This window comes from Cytobacillus luteolus, assembly GCF_017873715.1.
Lineage (GTDB): Bacteria > Bacillota > Bacilli > Bacillales > Bacillaceae_L > Bacillus_BV > Bacillus_BV luteola.
This window is the reverse complement of record NZ_JAGGKM010000005.1, coordinates 82,194-104,907: the sequence shown is the minus strand read 5'-3', so window position 1 is coordinate 104,907 and position 22,714 is coordinate 82,194. Positions and strand designations below refer to the sequence as shown.

Here is a 22,714-nt window from a genome sequence, read left to right as displayed (position 1 = left end):
CATATGTTGGGGTTTTTTTCGACTTAAGAATAAGACAAATATCAACAAAATGGATAGATATCATTTCTCTTTAGGGGTGGTTCGTTTTTTTATAGTTTAGTATATTAGGAATTGACTGAATGTTAATATATTTCAGTTTCTAACAAATGAAAGGAGGATTTGTCACTTTTTATTCTATGATTTCAATTAAAGATTAGGGAGGAAAAACATGTTTAAAAGGATTACTACCGTTTTACTAGTTTTATTATTCGTATTTAGTAGCAGTATCAGTTTTGCCTCATCAGGACTTACTCCACTACAGTTAGATATACAAAAACCTGAACTTCAAAAAACAAATCTTTTAGCAACAGACCTACAAGACATTGATCCAAACAAAGAAGTCCGAATTATCATTGAATTGGACGGTGATGCACCTGTTGAAACAGCTACTAAAAAGGGTGTAAAGTACGACAACCTTTCTAAGGGTGAACGTAAACAATTAGAGAAGGCTGCTAAGGACAAACAAAAAGCAGCAAAGGATAAAATCAAAGGTAAAAACGTAGATATTGAATATCTACAAGAATTCAATGCCATTGTTAATGGCTTTAGTGCTAAAGTAAAGTACGGTGAAATCGCAAAAATTAAAGAAGTATCAGAAGTAAAGGGTGTATACCTTGCTACTGAGTACACACTTCCAACTGACAGCCCAGATATGAAATATAGTAAAGAGCTAGTACAAGCTCAACAAGCCTGGAGAGATTTCGGATACACTGGTGAAGGAATGGTTGTTGGAATCATAGATTCTGGTCTAGATCCAGCTCACAAAGATTTCCTTTTAACAAATCCATCAGCTGCAAAATTATCGGAAGATCGTGTTAATGAGGTTAAAGCTGAGTTTGATCTTCCAGGTAAATACATTAATGAAAAAGTTCCATATGCTTATAACTATATGGATAAAAACGATGTTATTCTTGACACCAACGCTGACACTGGTATGCACGGAATGCACGTAGGTGGAACGGTTGCTGCAAACGGTGACGAAGAAAACGGCGGCATTAAAGGTGTTGCACCAGAAGCGCAATTATTAGCATTACGTGTGTTCGGTAACAATGTAGCAACAACATATGGCGATATTTATATTAAAGCCATTGACGATGCTCTTAAATTAGGGGCGGACGTACTTAATATGAGTCTTGGTTCTACAGCTGGATTCGTTGACGCTTCATCTCCTGAGCAACAAGCGGTTAAACGTGCAGTTGATAATGGAGTTGTAATGTCCATTTCAGCTGGTAACTCAACTTACTTTGGAAACGGCTTTTTCTATCCATATGCTTCAAATCCTGATTACGGTTTAACTGGATCACCAAGCGTTTCCTACGATTCTACTTCAGTAGCTTCGTTTGAAAACACTTATATGGATGTAGATGCTATTGGTGTTAAAGTGGGTGATGCTGACGTAGAAAAAGTGATGTTTTTATCTGCTGGTCAAACGGCACCTTCAGGTGGTCCATTTGAATTAGTTCATGCTGAATTAGGAAATCCTGCTGATTTTGAAGGTAAAGACTTTAAGGGTAAATATGCATTAATTCAACGTGGTGCAATTGGATTCGTTGATAAAACTCTTAACGCTCAGGCAGCTGGTGCAGCTGGGGTTATTATCTATAACAATGCAAGTGGAACAGTAAACATGGCAACGGATGCTGCCATTAATATTCCGCAATTGTTCATGTTAAAAGCTGATGGAGACCGCTTTGCTGCTGCATTAAAAGAAGGAAAAGCTGTTTCAGTTAACTTCGGTGGCGATAAAATGACAGTTGTAAACAGTGCAGCTGGTCAAATGAGTGGATTCACATCATGGGGGCTTACGCCAAACCTGGATTTTAAACCAGAAATCACAGCACCAGGTGGACAAATTTACTCTACTCTTGATAATAATGAATATGGAGTAAAGAGTGGTACATCTATGGCTGCTCCACACGTTGCTGGTGGTTCAGCACTAGTATTACAAAGAGTTGACGAAGAATTTGGATTTGATGGTGCTGCAAGATCTAAACTTGCGAAAAAGTTATTATTAAACACTGCTAAGCCTGTAGAATTTGATGGAGCACCTGTATCTCCACGTCGTCAAGGTGCTGGATTAATGCAGCTTCATGAAGCATTATCAACTCCAGTTACAGTAACTGACTCAACTACTGGTGAAGCAAAAGTTGCTCTTAAAGAAGTTACTAGCAATGTTGTTACATTCTCTTTAACTGCTGAAAACCATTCTGATGTGGCTGTGACTTATAATGTGAGTGCAAGTGCACAAACAGATACCCCTGTAAACGGAGGCGGAGTGTTTGTATCAGCTCCTAATATGTTTGGAGCAATGGATTTAGGAGCTGTGGCATCTATTAGCAGCAACACAATAGAAGTACCTGCAAATGGTACAGCAACATTTGAAGTTACTATTGATGTTAGTGATTTGGATGAAGATTTAAAATCTTATTTCACAAACGGTTATTGGTTAGAAGGTTTTGTTAAGTTAACAGATCCAACTGATACAAATCCGGATTTAGTTGTACCTTATGTAGGATTTAAAGGTGAATGGAACTCAGCACCAATTGTAGACTCTCCAGCTTGGGATCCAATGTCATACTATGAAATGACAGGTATCCTTACTCACACTGGTGAAGGCAGCTACGATTTCTTAGGTGTTGACCAAACAACGGGTGAATTAAACCCGGATCTTATTGCTATCTCACCAAATGGTGATGGTAAGAATGACAGTGCAACTTACCTATTATCTCTACTTCGAAATGCCAAAAAATTAAATCTTAACGTATTAAATTCGGATGGAAAGGTAGTTAGAGAAATTGCTTCTGAAGAATTCGTACGTAAGAACTACTTTGATGGTGGCAGCGGAGCACAATACTACCTATATTCTGACTGGACATGGGATGGTACAATGCATAATGGTAAGAGAGCTCCAGAAGGACAATATTTCATGCAAGTAGAAGCAACTCTTGACTTTGATGGTGCTAAAGCTCAAAGCTTTACATTCCCAGTGAAGCTAGATGTAACAGCACCTAAAGTTAAAACGAAGTTAAGTAAAGACAATCAATCAGTTTCAGTTGATGCTACAGATAAAACAAGTGGTGTTGCATACTGGTATGTGTTGGTTGATGGAGAACTTGTTACAGAAGCACCATATGTAAATGGTGAAACAGAGCATGTTTTTGCTGAAAAAGTTACTCAAGGTCAAGAAATTACGATCGTTGCAGTTGATAATGCAGGTAATGAATCTTCAGAGACTGTAAAAATCGGTAACAACGGTAAAGGGAAAAATTAATAACGATTAAAAAATAAAGGCTAGTAATCTATTTAGGTTACTAGTCTTTTTTGTTTCCTTAAATTTTGTAAAAATTGTAGGCGTCAACGTTAACTAGATTACTTCAATAATAGATCTTTATTAATGACTTTGTTTCAGTCAATATACTATTCAGTTAACCCTTTTTCTAAAAAGACCTTTAATATGTTACTTTTTCCTTATTAAAAATTTTTAGAATATTATAAAAAATAGTTATAATGTCCTATAGTACTTTTGTCTGAATTTACCTAAAATTAAAATAATGAGCCTAATCCCTCAGGTTAACTTAAAGCGAAAAGGAGATGTAAATGACAATGAGCAAGAAACGATTCCTACGGTCCTCCCTTATTCTTTTGGCGTTTCTATTAGTTTTTTCAACGTTTGGAATGGGTACGACTGCACAGACAGGTGCAACTGTAACACCTCAAAAACTAGCAGAACTATTTGGTAATGTAGATGTAAACTCTTCAAAATCTACGACTGTTATCGTTGAATTAGTAGAAGAATCAATTGTTGAAGCAAAGCATAAAGGCAAGAATCAAACAAAAGCAGGTCTTGCAAAAGCTCGTAAACAAGTGAAAGATGCGGTTTCAAAAGCAGCAAAGTCTAGTAAAGTTGGACGTGAATATGATTATGTTTTCTCTGGATTCTCAGTAGAGCTAGCAGCGAATGAAATCCCTGCACTACTTGCTATACCTGGAGTTAAAGCAGTTTATCCTAACGTTACATATACTGAAACTCAAGTTGGCGATGGGCAAATCCTAACTGAAGAAGTATTCAGCCCTGCAATGGTTGATAGCGCCCCATTTATCGGTGCAGATCAAGCTTGGAACGCTGGATTCACTGGTAAAGGCATCACTGTAGCAGTCATTGACACTGGAGTTGATTATACACACCCTGATTTAGCACATGCTTTCGGGGATTACAAAGGGTATGACTTTGTAAATGACGATAATGATCCACAAGAAGGTCCTGGCCAATACCATGGTACACACGTTGCAGGTACTGTAGCGGCTAACGGAATAATCAAAGGGGTTGCTCCACAGGCAAAACTTTTAGGATACCGTGTTCTTGGTCCTAATGGCGGTACAACAGAAGATGTTGTAGCTGGTGTTGAATTAGCGGTTAAAGATGGCGCAGACATTATGAATCTATCTTTAGGAAACTCGTTAAATGCTCCTGACTGGGCAACAAGTATTGCTTTAGATTGGGCAATGGCAGAGGGTGTTGTGGCTGTAACTTCTAATGGTAACAGCGGTCCGAACAACTGGACAGTTGGTTCACCTGGAACATCTCGTCAGGCGATCTCTGTAGGTGCAACACAACTTCCTTATGATGTGTATAATTCAGTATTATTTACTTCTGAAGGTGTAGCTTATCCTTCTGCAAAAGTACAAGGTTTCCCAAGTGTAGATTCATTACTTGAACTTAATAGTGGGGAATTTGAATTTGTACATGTTGGTTTAGGTGCAGCTTCTGATTTTGTAGGTAAAGACCTTACTGGTAAAATCGCATTAATTAGCCGTGGCGATTTTGCATTCGTTGATAAAGCACAAAATGCTAAAAATGCAGGTGCTGTTGGGGCAATTATTTATAATAACGTTGCTGGTGAGCATGCAGATGTTCCTGGCTTAGCAGTTCCAACAATTAAAACAACATTAGCAGATGGTCAAAAACTTCTTGCTGAATTAGCAGCTGGAAAAAATAAAATTAAGTTTAATGTTGCATATTCTCACCGTGTTGGTGAAACAGTAGCAAGCTTCTCATCTCGTGGTCCTGCTATCGGTACATGGATGATTAAGCCTGATGTATCTGCACCAGGTGTAGCTATTGTAAGTACATTCCCTGGAAATAGCTATGCAGCTTTACAAGGAACTAGTATGGCTTCTCCACACGTAGCTGGAGCAGCAGCATTAATTTTACAAGCAAATCCTACTTGGACTGTAGATCAAGTAAAAGCTGCTTTAATGAATACAGCTGTGGATTTAGTTGATCCAACTGGTAAGCAGTATCCACACAACTCACAAGGTGCTGGTAGCATCCGTCCATTAGATGCTATTAATGCCAAAACATTAGTTACTCCTGGTAGCCATTCGTTTGGAACTTTCTTAAAGACAGACGGAGTACAAGTGAAAAAGCAAAGTTTTACCATTCAAAACCTTTCAACCAATGCAAAAAAGTATACGTATGAAGCAAGTTTCAATGGTAATCCAAGTGGCATTAAGGTTATGACAAGTAAGAACCTAAATGTTCCAGCAGGAAAAACTCAGCAAGTAAACTTCAATGTTCAAGTTGATACTTCAAAATTAACTCCTGGCTACTATGAAGGAACAATTGTTGTAAGTGATGGTACAACATCATTTAATATTCCTACAATTCTATTTGTACAAGAGCCAGATTATAAGCGTGTAACACACTTATATGCTACACAAGTTAGCAGCGATAAAATTGTTATTGAAGGCTATTACCCTACTGGTGCAGAAACAGTTGAATTATTCGTTTACGAATCAAACAGCGTAGGTGCTCCACTAAAGTATGTTGGCGATATCACAACACTAACAAACGTTGGTGCAGGATTCCAAGCTTATGACTGGGATGGAACCATCAATGGTCAAAAATTAGCACCAGGCTACTACAACGTATATGCGTATGCGACAAAAGCTGGTAAAACAGATTTAGCAGGCGTAAATTTCCAGCTTAAGTAATAATCTTTAATACTTTAAAGGACTGGGGGTCAGGCCCCCACCGACATAATTTAAGGTTTCAGGCTTGTGCCTGAAACCTTTTTATCTTCCTTACTTATTAAAGAATTTTCAATAATGCTGGCTCTTCAGTCCAAACATCTTTAAACTTAGCCGCATAAACAATCGCTTCGTTTTCATCGCCCCAGCCGTAGTATTCAGGCAGGGTTGAAGGTAATTTCTTCTTACCGCTTAAATAGTCTCCGACAAATGGATTGTGTTTTTTCGCCTCTTTTAAATATTTTTTTAGCTTGACGGTATTACCGTGTTCCATATATTCAATCAGAGCAAGATTGTACAAATTATCAGTACTATCTTCAGGGTATTTTTTCAAAAGGTCTTTAGCTTTTTTGATGGATTTGGTTGCTAGGTATGCCTCTATAAGCTCATATCGTACTCCTTGGTTATCCATTGGATTTAGCTCAAGAAGCTCTTCATAGTGCTTTATTGCTTCTTGTGTATTGCCACTTTTTCTTAGAGCGAATGCATAGTTAGACTTTGCTCGCATGAATGGCCTTGTTTCAATCAGTCCCCAGAAGTGTCCTTTATCTTCCTTGAAGATGGTTTCACCTAACTCCTCTGAGCCCATTTCCACTCCGCGTTTTAATAGGTTCATTGTCTTCAAGTGTCCTAGCTTCTTCGGCTAAAATCGTATAACCATCTGCATTGAATGGGTCTAGCTCAATTCCCTTTTTTGCTAGTTTTATTCGTTCTTTTCCGTTTGCGTTGATTGCTTGATAAATTAAATCCTAGGCTTTTGATTTATTACGCTGACTCGGCTTTTTAGGTTTCTTTTCCGAAGGTTGCTTATTGATTTCTTGAGGTGTCGATTTTTCTAACTTAGCCTCATAACCAGCCAATTCCGCCTCAAGTTCTGCAATCCTTCTTTCATTTTCTTCAATTCGCCGTTAGATGGTTGCGTCTATTTCAGGTATAATTCTATCCTGAGATATTTCATCAATAATATCCTCTGTTGTATCATAAATATCGCGATAACGTGACGAAACACTTCCTGCTGTTACACCATATATTTCTGCGATTGATTTTTGAGTATGAATTCCTGTAAACAATTGATCAAGCAAATAATGAAGTGCTGCAACTGCAATGTTCGGATTTTTAATAAGTGGTGCTTTTCGATCGGTATACGCTTTCCAGAGTATAAGGCCTATGGCAGTGAACTGTTCTGGTTCGTTAACCATTTTAGATTGAAAGAATTTAGCGATCATTTGATGTAACGGAGTAACCCATTCGACATTATCTACATCCACGTCAAGGTCAGTATTTCCATCCTCATCGAGAAGAGACATACCTACTATAAATAGAAAATCTTCTTTTAAAAATTCAGCTGGGTCCTCGAGATGTGTATCTTCATAAATTTTAAAAATTAAGGACTCCATGCTTTGAGTACCTTCAATTCCCACGCATTCAAGAAAATACATGTAGCTATCACCTAGAGGGACTAATGTTCCTAGTAAAAGTGAACCAATCTCAAATTCTTTAAACATATCTTTTGTTAGCAGTTTTACTTTCTTGTTTTCTTTTGTAAAAAGATCCTGAACCAAAATTTCATGACTATTTTTTTCTAGTAGTCTTGAAATGGTGGATTGTCCATTTGTCCAAGAACGAACGATTTCCCGAGTTCTAGGTCTGCTAATTCTATTTATATTTTCAGCTAGGTAAAGGTCTATGATTCTTTGATTACCTTTTTTCTTTATCGGCTCATTGAATATAGTCCACCCCCACGCTATCAAGGTTATTATTTGACTTATGTCTTCATCATCTTCTGGGACATCAAACTCACTATATCTATCAGTTATCACCTGTTCCAATTCTGCTCCAAAATGATAATGAGCAAAACCAACAATCTCATTTTTAATATCAATCATTTCTTGATCGATAATTGAAGTAATCGAAATTACTTCTTTCTTCTCGCAACACTTCTTAAACTTCTTCCCACTACCACATGGGCACACATCATTTCTGCCTACCTTTAACATTAACTCCCCGTCCTTTGCTAGATTCTATTACTATTATAGTAGTTTTGCAGGATTTTAAACATAGTGGGTGGAAATCAGTGGCTAGATGTTAAGCTGAATATGAAACGGAATAGGTTGTTAATACGACTAAGGTATATAAGGCTGTGAAAATGGAGGCAGAGGATGGCTTACTATATTAAAATTGGTGTTATGTTGGTTTTCGTCTATGCTGTAGTATTGGGTTTTCTTTTTGCTACAGCTGAAGAGATGGAGATATTTCTTGCTTTGAATTTTGGTTTGATTGGATTTGTGGTGTTGATTGGCTATTTTGTGGTTGGATTTTTGTATGTGAGGGTTGTAGGGATTAGGAGGATAATTTTGGTAATCTTGGGCATATTGATTGTTTATGGTCTTTACTTTGTACTTATTAACCTTTCAAATAATACGGGGGCTCCAAAATTGTTTTAAAAATTTATGAATGGAAATTGATTTAAGGTCGGTTTGTTCAATGAGACAAGAGGTAGGTATCTTAATAATTTTGGCAAGGAACCTATAGTTCTAATTTCCTGTCTATTATTTAACTATTCTTTATAAATTTACCTATTCCACGTTCCGATGTTGGAATAGGACAACTACTTCCAAGCATATCAATGAAATAACCAAGTAATCAGAGGTTGTCATTGATTTCCCATATACTTTCATAAACTAGCTATATCTAGAAAGTCTACTAAAGGCGGGGGCAAGATGGGGAACAGAAATTGGTTTACTTTTTCAAATAGAAAAAAGATTTTAATCACCTCTAGCATGATTTTACTTCTACTTCTTTCTAGCTTCATAATCTATGCCCCAACTGTGTATCAAACCGTCAAAAAAACGATTATCGCTATTCATGAACCAATCCAAAGAGAAGTGTCTGAAAAGAGAATGCAAGAAGTCGTGTTTGAGGAGAAAGATCCAATTTCTTTTTTATTAATGGGAGTGGATGAACGGGAAGGTGACCGTGGGCGCTCTGATTCACTAATTGTCATAACCGTGAATCCGAATTCACAGTCCTTGAAAATGGTGAGCATCCCAAGAGATACAAGAACTGAAATTATTGGCAAAGGATTTGAAGATAAGATTAATCACGCTTTTGCCTTTGGCGGAATCGAAATGGTTTTAACAACCGTTGAACATTTTCTTGATATTCCAATTGACTATTTCATTAAAGTAAATATGGAAAGCTTCAAAGATATCGTTGATGTTCTTGGAGGGGTAACTGTTAATAATCCTTTTGCCTTTGAGTCTGACGGGATCGCCTTTGGAGAAGGAGAGATTGTACTAGACGGTGAGCAGGCCTTGAGTTTCGCAAGGATGAGATACGATGATCCGCGAGGAGACTTTGGTCGCCAAGATCGGCAGAAGCAAATCATTGGCTCTATAATGGATAAAGGTGCAGGCATTTCATCAATCGTTCATTTTAAAGAAATCCTACAGACGATCGGTAACAATGTAACAACCAACTTAACCTTTGAAGAAATGTATGATATTCAAAAAAACTACAAAAAATCACGTCACAACCTTGAAACTCTCGCCTTAGCTGGAGAAGGAACAATGATTAATCAAATCTACTATTATATTGTTTCTGAAGATGATAAAGAAATAGTGATCGGTACACTTAAAGAGCATCTTGAAATCCAGAGTGAATAAATCATAATACCATGGAGCCAGGTCCCCCTCGCTCCATAAACTTAATGTTTACTTTCGCTGCTTCCCACTACACAATGCCACTTCCAAGCACTTGTGATAATGTTTTCAAGCGATCTTTTGGCCCTCCAACCTAATTCTTCATAGATTTTATCTGAAGAGGCAACAAGCCTTGCTGGATCTCCTTCGCGTCTCTTTGTAAATTCAATTTTTGTTTTCAATCCTGTTACTTTCTCACACATTGCTATGACCTCTTTCACAGAGAAGCCAACGCCATTCCCTAAATTATAAATTGCTGCTTGTTTTTCACCTTTTATTAGAGCTTCGAGTGCTATTATATGGGCATCTACTAGGTCTGTTACATGGATATAATCCCTGATACAAGTACCATCTGGTGTATCATAATCTGTACCAAAGACTGAGATCTTCTCCCTTTGGCCGAGCAGATGCTTTAGGATTAATGGAATAAGATGTGTTTCAGGGTGATGGTCTTCACCAATAGACCCAGAGTCATCTGCACCGGCAGCGTTGAAGTACCGCAATACTATATACTCTAATCCGTAAGCTTTATTAAAATCTTCCAAAATCTGTTCAATCATGAGCTTCGAACGCCCATATGGATTAATAGGATTTGTTGGAGTTTCTTCATTAATAATGTCTACCTTAGGAATCCCATAGGTGGCTGCTGTGGATGAGAAGATAAATTTCTTCACGTCATATTTCATCATTTTTTTAAGTAGCGTACACGTTGCAACAACATTATTTTCATAGTACTTTAACGGTTCGACTACTGATTCTCCTACCAAGCTATGTGCTGCAAAATGCATAACTGCTTCAATAGGGTATGTTCGAAAGACACTGTCCAGTACGTCTTCATTTCCTAAATCACCTTCTACCAGTACTGCTCTACGATCAACTAATGCACCATGTCCTGTTGAAAATTGATCAAGAACAATCACCTGTTTTTTATCTACTAATCCTTTTACTAAGTGGCTACCAATATAACCTGCTCCACCAATAACTAATATCAACCTAATCCCTCTTTCTACAGATGTAATTGGAAAAGGCAGGGACTCTCCCTGCCCTACACTAACACTCTATAAAATTCGCTTACTCACCATAAATTCTAATAAGTTCTCAGTGGTAAATTTATAGCTCTTAATGCCTATTGCTTCAGCCGTTTCTAAATCAGTAATTTTATCTCCAATCAAACAACTTGAGTCAAGATCAATCGTAAAATCAGTCAAAGCTTTTCTGACTAGCCCTGGTCTTGGTTTACGGCATTCGCACTCTTTTTGGTAAACCTCGTTCCCTATTTTTGGGTGATGCGGACAATAATAAAAGGCATCAATTTGTTGTTGATGCCTGCCATATAAATCCTTATTCATCCATGTATGCAGATGTATTACGTCATCCTCTGTATAAAAACCTCTTGCTACCCCAGACTGATTTGTTATCACTATCACGAGATATCCCTTCTCTTTCAACCTTCTTATTACTTCTGTCGCACCAGGAATCCATTTAAAATCAGGTGGCTTATATACGTATCCATCATCCTCATTTAATACACCGTCTCTATCAAAAAAGATTGCTGGTTTTCGCAAGTTTTTCACCATTTTCATGATAGTATTTTACTGCTCTATACACTTCGTCAACACTTATGGTAGATATACAGCCTTCTTTAATCACACATTGATGCTGTTCAAATCCTAAACTTAAAAGGGAATCACATTTTATTTGAGGTGTTAATATAACAGCCTTATCAGAAACCGGCCCCCATCTGTCTGGTGATGTTGGACCGTGTAAGGCAATAATACGAGTTTCGAGTGCCGCAGCTAAATGCATAACGCCTGTATTAACGGTCACAATCAAATTTACTTTCTTAATCAAAATTGCTGTTTCCTCTAGAGAAAGCTTTCCTGCTAGGGAAATACACTCAGACGAAGCAACTTTTCGAACAATCCTGTCTGTCTCTTCCTGATCCTGTGGCCCACCTGTAAAAAGCACGTGGTAATCCTCACAAATGAAACGATGTGCTAGTTCAATCCAATAATCCTCATGCCACTCCTTTTTTTCCTTATGTGACCCAGACGCGAACAAGTGAAAGACAATATACCTTTGATTAGGATCTACTATCCTATTAACCTTAGTACTACTTTTTGAACTCACTACAAACTCTGGCAAAAATCCCTGTAATCGACAACCTAGCGACCTAAGAAGATTTCGGTAGTTTTCAAGTTCATGGAGTGTATCTAAATGCTCAGCTGTTCGATCATATAGATAATGTCTGTACATTCTTTTCCTTTTAAAACCAACCTTATAGTCTGCTTTTATCATATATGAAATGATCGCATTCAATTTAGACCAGGCTCCAAAGTCTAACAATAGATTGAATGTGCGTTGTTTCTTTAGAAAAAGAAAACTTCTCATTATCTTCGACAAATCAAATGTGACAATATCATTAATTTCCTGCAAATTTTTTGCTGCTTGAATATTACCCTTTGAACAAACAATGCTAATCACCGCATTGGGGTACAAATACCTTAATTCCTTTAAAATGGATGAAAGCAGAATGGTATCACCTATTGCTGCAATCATAATGATTACAATGCTCTGAGGATCTTGAGGAATCTCTCTTTTACGCCTTCTCAAAAGACTCAGTAAAAATACGAGTGGAATGCCGATATACGTATCCATTCTTTTTAATATGGTATTTCCTCGTTCATTCATTTTGTTTCATCACACCTTAGCACTTTCAAAATTTGATATTTTTTCAATGATGTTAGTTGTAGAATAGCCATCAACAAAAGTAATAATCTCAACTCTTCCTGAGTACTCCTTTCCAACTACCTCATCTGCTTTATAATCTCCACCCTTCACTAATATATCGGGTAAGACTTCTGAGATGAGTTCGAGGGGTGTATCTTCTTCAAAGATACATACTGCATCCACAAATTCAAAAAACGAGAGCATCCTTGCGCGATCCGATTCGCTAACAATCGGCCGGCTTGGTCCTTTTAATCTTTTCACTGAAAAGTCACTGTTTAGTCCAACAATCAACCGATTACCTAATTGACGAGCATCCTTCAAATACTTTGCATGACCAATATGAAGCAAATCAAAGCATCCATTCGTAAAGACGATTTTTTCACCTTGGGACCGCCACTGATTCACTCTATGTTTTAGTTCTTCACGAGCCATTACTTTCGTATCTAAATTCTCCAAAGGGGTTAGGTCCTCAAGTTCTTCAAGCAACTCATCTGATCGGACCGCATAAGTTCCTCGCTTTCCAACGACAATCCCTGCAGCAATATTTGCAATCTTTACTGCATCTACTAGCGGAGCTCCAATGCTTATAAATGCTGCAATGGTGGAGACCACGGTATCACCTGCACCTGAAACATCATAGATTTCCTTTGCCTTCGTCGAAATATGAATCATATCCCCTTCTTCAACTAAACTCATACCTTTTTCAGACCTAGTGATTAATAAATAATTTAATGAGTATTTCTCCCGTAGCATCGGTGCAAATTTCGCTATTACTTCTTCTGTATTTGATAATTCACTACCTATAATTCTGCTAAACTCTTTAAAATTTGGTGTGATTATTGTTGCATTTGTGTATTTGCTCCAGTCATGACCTTTTGGATCTACTATTACCGGAATTCCTCTTTGGTTTGCTATACTAATAACCGTTTCACAAAGCTCCTTACGACAAAATCCTTTTTCATAATCAGAAATAATGATGGCATGAAATGTCTCCATCTCTATTCTTTGTAGATACCACTTCTCAAATTGTTCAACTAGACTATCCATGATTTCAAATTTATCTTCATGGTCTATCCTTAATAACTGTTGGTTTCCGCTAATAATTCTTGTTTTAGTCGTTGTGCACCTTTCACTTGTTAGCAACCCTGATCCATCAATCTTTTCATGCTCTAGCATCTGAAGTAGTTCTTGTTGCCCCTGATCCTTGCCAACTACCCCCACGAGGGAAACTTTGCATCCTAACAGCGCTAAATTTTTCGCAACATTTGCCGCACCACCAAGTGTTTTATTTTCCATTTTCATATTTATTACAGGTACAGGTGCTTCTGGAGAAATGCGTGTAATGTCTCCGAAGTAATATTTATCTAGCATAACATCGCCAATTACAAGCACCCTACAGTCTCTTCTATTCTCCTTAAACATTTGAACAAGAGATTGGATGTTTGAAATCATGTTTATATCCCCTCATCAATTATTTCACAGATAATATGGCCTATTAAAATATGAGCCTCTTGAATTCTAGCAGTACTATCTGAAGGAATCACTATGCAATGATCACAAATTTCCTTTAATATGCCTCCACCTCTACCCGTCAATCCAATTGTCAGCGCACCAGCCTCTTTGGCACTATAAATAGCGTTTATGATGTTTGGGCTATTTCCTGAAGTTGAAATACCAAATACCACATCACCTGGTTTTACTAAGGCTTCTATTTGTCTACTAAAGATTTTCTCAAAGCCATAGTCATTTCCGACAGCCGTTAAGATGGATGTATCTGTTGTTAGTGCAATTGAGGGTAACCCCTTTCTTTCCTTTACAAACCTTCCGACAAGTTCAGCAGCCAAGTGCTGACTATCAGCTGCGCTGCCTCCGTTTCCCATGAAGAAGATGGTGTGGTCATCATCTAAAGCGTTCTTACATTTAGAACCAATCATTTCAATCTCGCCCATTAAATCACTTTTTACTAACCCCACCACTTCAATATGTTCTGTTAATGCTGAATGTACACTCATGCAAACCGCTCCTTACGTTTTTTAGAGAGATTATAAAAAGAGGCATCCCCAAGTCAAACTGACAAATGGAATGCCTAATAGATAAACCTATTCATGGTAAGAATATGTTTTATAACAAACTTATTATTGGTAATACGACCATTTTTGATGGCTCTATGTTACCTAGTACCTTCATTGCAAATGGCTTGATATATTTTTTCACAAAATGACTTTTACGAGTAGTACGATAGATTAATCTATAGAATAATGACTTTATAGAACCATTGTATATTCTATACTTCAAATTTAATTTGTCCTCGGTACCCCATTTTTGTTTATAATCTTCTTCCCCCCTTAGAAAATCGACAATCTCATATCCTTCTTCACAGGCTTGGAGAATAAGATGATATAGTAAAAGATTACCCGGGGAGTACCTACTGTATTTTATATTTATAGCATGAAGATATAAGTATAATCTTTTCTGATCTGTCATACCAAAGTCAACTACAACAATATCCTTTTCATGGCTTAAGTAGGTTAAGTATAATGAATTGTTTTTAAATAGGCTTTTAGCTGATTGGAGTGCATGCTCCTTTTCTTCTTTGAACCTAAATTTACTTGGTGTATCTGTTTTCTCCCATCTTTCGCAATGGAATTTAAAAAATATATTCATAATAGGTTCAATTTCTTCTTCTTTCATCACTTTAGAGAAAGTAAGCTCTCCTCCTCTTTCCCTTAAAATTTTTCTTTCTTTATAGAGGATTTTCTTCATAAAGGGCTTATTCATTTTACTCTTTGTGATCTCAATGTCCTTGTCAAGATATAGGTATGGACATGTAACGGCTTTATAGCTGTCGATTAACTTTGTATATTTCATTTTTTTGTAATTTAATGTTCTCGCAAAAATGGAGTCCTCAGGTACATCACCCCAATCAATATAATCCCAGCTTTTTTTGTCATCAAAGATTTTCTCTAAAGCTAGTTTCAGTAGTAGCTCTGGAGGGTACTTTTTTGAGAGTATGGGCATCAGGTAATCTGATTGGTCTGCACCTATAGGTTTTAGTACTCTATAGAAAAAGCTTTCTACACGATAGAGTGGAATAATTCCTATTGTCTTTGTACCGTCCTTAATTTCAATGATGTAGGGTGAAATGTCTACCAAATTACTTTTATACCTCCACCAGTTTAAAAGCCAACCTAATTCTTGAAAGATAGTAACATCATAAAACTCTTGCTTACTTACTTCCCATGCTGGAAAAATTTCTTCTAAAATAGATAATTGTTTATGAATAATAACATGCAACATCTCCACCTCAACATAGTTTCTTTGGCTACCTTAAACAATAAAATGCCTACATAAAGCAGCTAAACACTGTTATATCTCACTGAACGGATCTTAGATTTAATCGCTTAATTAGGTGTTTTAGGTTGTTCGACCAATTTGATTCTAAATGAATAAGTTGGTAACCTTTTCTAAACAGAAAGGATTTTATTGATTGATTAGTAATGATATAAGTAAAATTATATCTATTGATTGTTCCCCATTTTTGTTTATAATCCTCGTCACCTCTAAGAAAGTCTACGATTTCATAACCGTCTTTACATGCATCTAGAATAAGGTTGTAAACGAATATGTTACCGGGAGAAAAGTGTCTGTATATATTATTAATAGCATGCAGATATAAGTAATTCTTTTGACCATCAGTCATCCCAAAATGAACAACTATAATTTCATCGTTATAACTTAAATAGGCTAAGTATAGTAAATTACTATAAAATAAAGTTTTGGCTGCCTGAATGATTTGTTCTCTATCCTCTTTATTTCTAAATCTACTTGGTGTGGATGTGTTTTCCCATCTTTTGCAGTGTAATACAAAAAAAGTATTCAACATTGGTTCAATTTCTTCTTCTGTCTTTACCTTCGAGTATTGAAGGATACCATTTCTTGATATTCTTCTTATGTTATATAAGATTCCTTTTAAGAAATTCTTATTAAATTGATTTTTTACTTCTTCTATATTTTCGCTTAGCCTTAAGAATGGACAAACCACTGTTCTATAACTACTAACGTATTTAGATATAGGGGGTTGACCATTTAAAAATTTAGCAAATAATGAATCCCCTGGAACATCTACCCACTCAATATAGTCCCAGCTGTTTTTATCCTCATAGAGTTTATCAAGGGCTAATTTGAGTAGTACTTCATGAGAATAATTTTTAGAGAGAATAGGTATTAAATAGTCCGAAATCTCTGATCCAATTGGTTTTAACACTCGGAAATCCATTAATACAAAGCGTATGGTAGAACAATATAATGGAATAATTCCAACTGTATGATTTTTATCCTTGATTTCTATAATATAAGGTATAATGTTTGATTGGCTGCTTTTATATACCCACCAGCTTTTAATCCAGTTAATGTCTTGAAAAACGGTAATTTCGTGGAATTCTTCTCTTAACGTTTTCCAAACCGGAATTATTAATTCTAGAGTATCAATTTCTTTATGAATCAGTACTTCCAATTAATTCACCTCAGCAGTTTATACAATACAAAGCAATAGTTTTGATAAGGAAAAATGAAACAATACTATTTAAGAAATTGATTTATAATATTTTGCCACTAATGGAGTTAGCCTTCTTTTAGATAGTTCGCAGTATTCATATAGTTCCTCTTCTAGCTTAGTACTATCCGCTTTACGAATTGCTTCTCCTTGCATATAGTACTGTTCCACATCCTGTGATTTATGTAGTGCTAGCATTTTTCTTTTAAGGACCCGTTCCTGTTCAGTTATCTCAACCTTAGATTGCTCCATACTATATTTGTTAGGATTGAAAAACTGAATGTTCCTAGTCCCTATTGGTTGTGAAGGATTATATTCTGCCCATTCATATAGATTGACGTATCCCGTCTTGTTACAAATGGACTTGACTATAAAACTCGTAATATCATGATCAACATGTCCTCCCTCTATACAGTGAACATACACCCTCTTAGGATTAAGCTTTTCCATTAGCATCATGATATCCATTGATATTTCTTGCAGGTACCTCTGTGTTCCACCATCAGGAAATCCTAAGCAAAAAATAGTATCCTCTTTTATATTGATTTGCGACAAGGCACTAACTGCTTCCATGTATCTTACATTCGCTTTGTTTCTTGAATGCTTTGTTTTTAAGTGCCAGCTTTCACCCTTACCAGCTGTTCCATTTGTAACAAAAACTATCTTTATCCGATCTCCATTCATGCGATGGCGATATAAAGTACTACATAACCCTAGTACATCATCATCAGGATGTGCAGCCAATACAAGTACATCTGTCTCTTCATCACTAGTGCAGATAACTAATTCCCGCCCTATCATTTTGTGTGGATATCTATATAATCCTCTACAATACTCTACCATTTTTATAAAGCTATCAAATTTTAGGAGGTATTGTTTCACCTTTCTGAGAAACTTTCTAACTACTGGATTTAAAAGTTGCACTACCTCACCTCCCTACACATCTTTACCATATAAAATAGCCCTGCAACCTGTGCAAGGCCCTATTCATACAATCTAACCTAAAGTTCCAGAAATTCTATTATTTCTCGCACATCTTCAGCAATAAATACATTTTTACACTGACTAGCTGATTCTTTGCTTGTAAAACCATAACCGTATGTTACAGCTATAAAGTCTATCCCAACTTCTTCAGCACCCATTGCATCATAAATACTATCACCAATCATCACGACTTTTGATGTATCATTCTGATCCAGATCTTTTAAGCACATTGAAATGATATCTGCCTTTGAGTGTGTATCTTGCTGATCTATCCCATTAACTGAATGGAAATATTCCGATAATCCAAAATGCTTTATGATCTCCTTTGCAAATGTATCCATTTTTAAAGTAGCAACAGCTGTTTTACAATGTGTCTGTTTACAAGCCATTAACAGCTCTTTTATATGTTGGTAATGCTTTGCTTCATATAATCCTTTTTCTTTATATCTCTTCCTATACAAGTTAACAGCTTTCCTCGCTTCTACTTCTGAAAATCCACATTCACGCATAAATGAATCCAATAAAGGTGGACCAATAAAGCTTTTTTGCTGTTGAATCGTTAATTTGCCAGCACCCATCTTACGCGCTGTTTCACTTGCACCCAACATAATTCCTTCTGAGGTATCAAGTAATGTACCATCTAGGTCGAAGACTAGCGTAGAGTACTTCATATTGCCTCCAATCCCCTAATTCGTGATTACATCTTTATGCATCTCGTTATACACAGTCGATGTAATAAAATGAATAGACATTTTCTTATCTAAAAATGATAAAAATTGACTCATTGCTTCGTTTTTCTTTATTAGCTCATTCAGCTCTGTGTTATTATTCAATTCATTTGAAAAGTAGTTATTTGCTTTATCTATACTGAATCCATCAAAACCAGCAACATACACTTCTTTTGCCGATACACGATGTAGGAGATTTAATAACAATAAACCTGCATTATCTGAAATAATTGGATTATCAACCAATAAATCTGTATAATTCACGACAATTGAAGTAAATCCATTAGCAGCTTTAATATTGGATGTGGTGATAAAAGCTGTATTTTCAAACTGGCCATCATACCCGTCTGATAAAAGATTAAAGCGCTTCTGATTACTAATAAAAACAGTATCCGTCGTAAATGTATCCGGAACAAAATTCACGCTGAAGACGATAGGATTATTTATCATGATAAAATCTTGTATTTCTTCCCTCTGAAGCTCAATTGATTTTCCTGGTGCAATCACAAGGATTTTCCTGTTTCTCACCAGTTCTCCTATGACCATTAGTTCCTCTATGTCATTCACATAATGACTTTGATAGTCGATATATAACTGTTCAATCAACTCTTTATCATAAATATCTCGATTCCTTCTTGGTATTTGTCTCAAAATTGCATTAATCGACTTTACTGAAATGGTTTGTTTATTAATTAAATTTGAAGTGTAATTCGGATGACAGCCATTTACCGCTGCAAGATAATATGGAATGGAATAGCCCCAGTTGTTTTCATTAAAAATAGCAAGTAGATGCTCATCCACAATTTCTAATAAAGGAATTGTGTCATACTTTTCATTTATATTTTCATTTATATAGTGAGTAATAAGCTCTGTGCATAGATTTCCCGCTCCTCTTCCCATTCCCATAACTGAAGCATCAATGATAATATTTCTTTTTGTATGCAGGGACAGTATTTCTTGTGCATTTGAGAAAGACAACTGAAGGTTATTGTGTGAATGAAAGCCAACAGAAACTCCTGAATCCAAATTATTATCGAGAAGATGAAACATTCTAAGTAGGTCATTTTTATACATGATTCCAAGTGTATCTACCAAATAAAAGGCGTAGGGCTTTAAAGCATTCACTTTTTCAATCAAATCTAACAAGGCTGAATCAGAATAACTAGTTGTTCCGACAGGCTGAATGAAAACCTGATAGCCTCTATCCATTAATTGTTTTCCGTAGATAAATGCCTCTTCGATCTCGTTTTCATGAAAGGTGACCCGAATTCCATCAATAGAAGTACCATCACAAGGAGAAATTTTGTCAATCGAGATATAGGGCTGAGCAATCATTCCAACATACATGACATTTTCACTCTTAGGTTCAATATAGTCTCTTATTCTTTCAACACTGTTATACAGAGCCTTATTGCTGTCAAAGTCCCGTTCTTCTAGAAATCCACATTCAATAATATCAATCTTGGCTTTGGCTAACTTGGAAATAACTTTTTTTATAGTCCTTTCTCCAAAGTCCCAGCCATTAATGTAACCTCCATCACGCAGGGTACAGTCTAGAATCTTTACCTTACTCATAAGTGTACTCCTCCAATCCTACGTGCTCACCAATCAGGGATCTAACTTTATCTAAATCCTTTGGTGTATCTACAGACAATGTAGTAACCTTAGCTTCTACAAATTTAATCCTTTTGCCATTTTCCAAAAATCTAAATTCATCGATATCTTCAGCTGCTTCAATAGGGCCTCTTGGCGCGTTATAACAGAATTCCAAGGCACTCTTTGTAAAGCATTGAACACCCACAAATTTCTTAAAGGTAAAGTCTGAGGTGCCTTTCGGATAGGGAATAGGGCTTCTTGCTAGGTATAAGCCATACCCATTTACATCTGTAGCAATTTTTATCTTTGAAAAATCTACTGCTTCTAATGGACTTATAAGTTCTGTCATCAGATTTGCGACGTATAACGAATTTGGGTCAACGTTGGTAGGTAGAATTTTTCGAATTGCCTCAGTTTCTATTAAAGGCTCATCTCCATTAACATTTATATAAAAATCCGCATCTACTATTGTAGAAACCTCGTAAAGCCTATCTAAATGGGTTTTATGGGAATTTGAAGTCATTATGCTACGAATCTCCATTTGATCACAGACTTCCTTAATTCTGATATCATCCGTTGCTACAATGACCTCATCAAGTTCAGGTATATTTTTCATTTTTTGAAATACCCACCAAACCATCGGCCTCCCATGAATATTGGCTATTGGTTTACCTGGTAATCTTGACGAATTATATCTTGCAGGAATAATTCCTATTATCCTCATTAATTGGTCCTCCTATATATTAATGACTTGTATTTACCTACTTAATTGTTTTACTTAACACCCATACTTTAGGCTGATTCCTTTAGTTTCTTGCTTTGAAGTAGCCTTGAAATAACTAGAATTTTACACCTTGAAATTTCTTTACTATTCAATGTAGTAAATAGACTGATGATATATCCAAGTAAGCCACAGCCTACTACCGTAAGAATAAAAATTGACCATTGACCAAATGGAATCATTTCTTTAAGCAAACTAAACAGACAAACTAAAATAACTGTTGTAATAATGTTTCGGATTAGTAGACTATAGAATTTATGCCACTCTACCCCTAAACACTTTGCTGGATAAATAGGAGTAAAAATGAGATTTCGCAATACACTGATTGATGAACTACAAATGGGTATTGCTAACAATCCCAAATTCGTGAATTTAAGTAATATAAAGAGTAATAGGATATTTAGCACACCTGAAATAAACAATATAATCGAGGGTAGCTTAACTTTATTCAATATTGTATTTACATTAAACAAAGTACTTATTGAACCATTTATAAGATATGGCCCCATCATAATAATAGACAGATAATGCAAGTACTCTGCATTTTCTCCCGGAACCCACAATCGATAAAATTCGTCACCAAAAACGATAAAACCAGAGATAGGAACACTAATCAGCACACTCAATACCTTGCTTGAAAACCTAATCTCGCGAACAAGTCCATTAATATCGTTGTCAGCATAACGTGCTGCCATAGGAGGAACAAATACTCCAGCAATCATGCTAATAAGAAATACCAAAAAAGCAGGAACCGTTTGAGCTATAGAATATTCACCAGCTTTAGATGCACCAAAAAACAGATTTGCGATTAAAAGATCAAATCCGATTAGTAAGACAACACTTAATTGATTAAAAGATACCCATATTCCAGAGCTTAGGAGCTCCTTTACTGTATGAATATTAAAATAAGAAAGAGAGATTAATAGCTTCGGCAGCAGACGTTTGGTAAGGTATATTGAAATAAAAGTTCCAATGACACACACACATAGACTGACAACCCCAACATAAAAGATCGATGGAGTGAAGAGTGAGAAAAAACCAATAAATAGCACTGCTTTTAAACCACTTTGGATAATGTCTTGGTAGGAACGTAAATCAATTCGATTCACTGCTAGTGTAGCCACATTAAATACAGAGCCTAACACCGTTATCAAGAATGTAAGAAAAATTAAGCTAAATAATATTTGTACTTCATTCAACAATTGGTGAGGGACATTTAATAAACGATCTATGAACAAGACGACTAAGCATAGTGGGACTGATAATAAAACAACTAAAATTATGTTCGAGTAAAAAACTGAATTGAAATAGATCGAAGCCTTTTCATCGTCTTTTCTCATGATCTCCAGCATAATAAACCTTGCGGCCATTGAATTTAAGGCAATGACAACTAAATTTATATACATAACAAAATTATTAGCTAATGGAAAGAAACCATAAGCTTCTTTTCCAATATGTTTAATCAAAAAAGGTGTAAGTAGAAAACTTACACCTATGCTAATGGAAAAGGACATTATATTTGCTATTAAATTGATACTTAGCTGCTTTTTACTATTCATCATCAGCTCCTTAA

At 36.1% G+C, this 22,714-nt stretch carries 18 protein-coding genes; 4 read left to right on the top strand and 14 right to left on the bottom strand.

The genetic code is table 11. The features are described 5' to 3' along the window. Positions 1 to 208 precede the first annotated feature (208 nt). Positions 209 to 3,310 carry a S8 family serine peptidase gene (locus tag J2Z26_RS15130; RefSeq protein ID WP_193534681.1) on the top strand — a complete coding sequence of 1,034 codons (3,102 nt, stop codon included), beginning with the start codon at positions 209 to 211 and terminating at the stop codon, positions 3,308 to 3,310. A 332-nt stretch (positions 3,311 to 3,642) separates the two neighbouring features. Then, positions 3,643 to 6,033, top strand: coding sequence for a S8 family serine peptidase (locus J2Z26_RS15125; protein ID WP_193534682.1), 2,391 nt, complete (start codon positions 3,643 to 3,645; stop codon positions 6,031 to 6,033). Between the two features lie 97 nt (positions 6,034 to 6,130). Here the strand turns inward: J2Z26_RS15125 and J2Z26_RS15120 are convergent, their stop codons facing one another. Then, positions 6,131 to 6,685, bottom strand: coding sequence for a tetratricopeptide repeat protein (locus J2Z26_RS15120; protein WP_209794368.1), 555 nt, complete (start codon positions 6,683 to 6,685; stop codon positions 6,131 to 6,133). Positions 6,686 to 6,977: 292 nt separating this feature from the next. Then, positions 6,978 to 8,066: an SEC-C metal-binding domain-containing protein gene (locus J2Z26_RS15115; protein WP_193534684.1), complete on the bottom strand. Its 1,089-nt coding sequence runs from the start codon at positions 8,064 to 8,066 to the stop codon at positions 6,978 to 6,980. Between the two features lie 162 nt (positions 8,067 to 8,228). Between J2Z26_RS15115 and J2Z26_RS15110 the strand changes: the two genes are divergently transcribed. After that, positions 8,229 to 8,513: a hypothetical protein gene (locus J2Z26_RS15110; protein ID WP_193534685.1), complete on the top strand. Its 285-nt coding sequence runs from the start codon at positions 8,229 to 8,231 to the stop codon at positions 8,511 to 8,513. A 336-nt stretch (positions 8,514 to 8,849) separates the two neighbouring features. Beyond that, on the top strand, positions 8,850 to 9,734 hold the full coding sequence (locus J2Z26_RS15105) for an LCP family glycopolymer transferase (protein WP_472924479.1): 885 nt from the start codon (positions 8,850 to 8,852) through the stop codon (positions 9,732 to 9,734). A gap of 41 nt (positions 9,735 to 9,775) precedes the next feature. Here the strand turns inward: J2Z26_RS15105 and galE are convergent, their stop codons facing one another. The 12 genes from galE to J2Z26_RS15045 form a co-directional block, all read right to left on the bottom strand. Beyond that, a complete protein-coding gene (gene galE, locus J2Z26_RS15100; protein WP_193534687.1) occupies positions 9,776 to 10,762 on the bottom strand; it encodes a UDP-glucose 4-epimerase GalE in 987 nt (328 codons plus the stop codon). Between the two features lie 66 nt (positions 10,763 to 10,828). Then, a complete protein-coding gene (locus J2Z26_RS15095; protein WP_233459452.1) occupies positions 10,829 to 11,335 on the bottom strand; it encodes a D-glycero-alpha-D-manno-heptose-1,7-bisphosphate 7-phosphatase in 507 nt (168 codons plus the stop codon). Beyond that, on the bottom strand, positions 11,310 to 12,461 hold the full coding sequence (locus J2Z26_RS15090; protein WP_193534689.1) for a glycosyltransferase family 9 protein: 1,152 nt from the start codon (positions 12,459 to 12,461) through the stop codon (positions 11,310 to 11,312). Before J2Z26_RS15090 ends, J2Z26_RS15095 begins: the two co-directional genes overlap by 26 nt. A 9-nt stretch (positions 12,462 to 12,470) precedes the next feature. Further along, positions 12,471 to 13,952 (bottom strand): bifunctional D-glycero-beta-D-manno-heptose-7-phosphate kinase/D-glycero-beta-D-manno-heptose 1-phosphate adenylyltransferase HldE, encoded by a 1,482-nt coding sequence (gene hldE, locus J2Z26_RS15085; RefSeq protein ID WP_193534690.1) that lies wholly within the window; start codon positions 13,950 to 13,952, stop codon positions 12,471 to 12,473. 2 nt (positions 13,953 to 13,954) lie between these two features. Further along, positions 13,955 to 14,512: a D-sedoheptulose-7-phosphate isomerase gene (locus J2Z26_RS15080; RefSeq protein WP_193534691.1), complete on the bottom strand. Its 558-nt coding sequence runs from the start codon at positions 14,510 to 14,512 to the stop codon at positions 13,955 to 13,957. A gap of 109 nt (positions 14,513 to 14,621) precedes the next feature. Next, positions 14,622 to 15,794 (bottom strand): GNAT family N-acetyltransferase, encoded by a 1,173-nt coding sequence (locus tag J2Z26_RS15075; protein WP_209794367.1) that lies wholly within the window; start codon positions 15,792 to 15,794, stop codon positions 14,622 to 14,624. Between the two features lie 79 nt (positions 15,795 to 15,873). Continuing rightward, a complete protein-coding gene (locus J2Z26_RS15070) occupies positions 15,874 to 17,013 on the bottom strand; it encodes a GNAT family N-acetyltransferase (RefSeq protein WP_193534693.1) in 1,140 nt (379 codons plus the stop codon). A 69-nt stretch (positions 17,014 to 17,082) separates the two neighbouring features. After that, complete coding sequence (locus J2Z26_RS15065; protein WP_193534694.1) at positions 17,083 to 17,976, bottom strand: PIG-L deacetylase family protein; 894 nt, start codon at positions 17,974 to 17,976, stop codon at positions 17,083 to 17,085. 77 nt (positions 17,977 to 18,053) lie between these two features. Next, positions 18,054 to 18,707, bottom strand: a complete 654-nt coding sequence (locus tag J2Z26_RS15060; RefSeq protein WP_193534695.1) for an HAD hydrolase-like protein — start codon at positions 18,705 to 18,707, stop codon at positions 18,054 to 18,056. Positions 18,708 to 18,722: 15 nt separating this feature from the next. Further along, entirely contained in the window at positions 18,723 to 20,339 is a 1,617-nt protein-coding gene (locus J2Z26_RS15055) for an aldolase catalytic domain-containing protein (protein ID WP_193534696.1), read from the bottom strand. Continuing rightward, complete coding sequence (locus tag J2Z26_RS15050) at positions 20,332 to 21,084, bottom strand: 3-deoxy-manno-octulosonate cytidylyltransferase (RefSeq protein WP_193534697.1); 753 nt, start codon at positions 21,082 to 21,084, stop codon at positions 20,332 to 20,334. Before J2Z26_RS15050 ends, J2Z26_RS15055 begins: the two co-directional genes overlap by 8 nt. A gap of 68 nt (positions 21,085 to 21,152) precedes the next feature. Next, positions 21,153 to 22,700 carry an oligosaccharide flippase family protein gene (locus tag J2Z26_RS15045; protein WP_193534698.1) on the bottom strand — a complete coding sequence of 516 codons (1,548 nt, stop codon included), beginning with the start codon at positions 22,698 to 22,700 and terminating at the stop codon, positions 21,153 to 21,155. Positions 22,701 to 22,714: the final 14 nt, after the last annotated feature.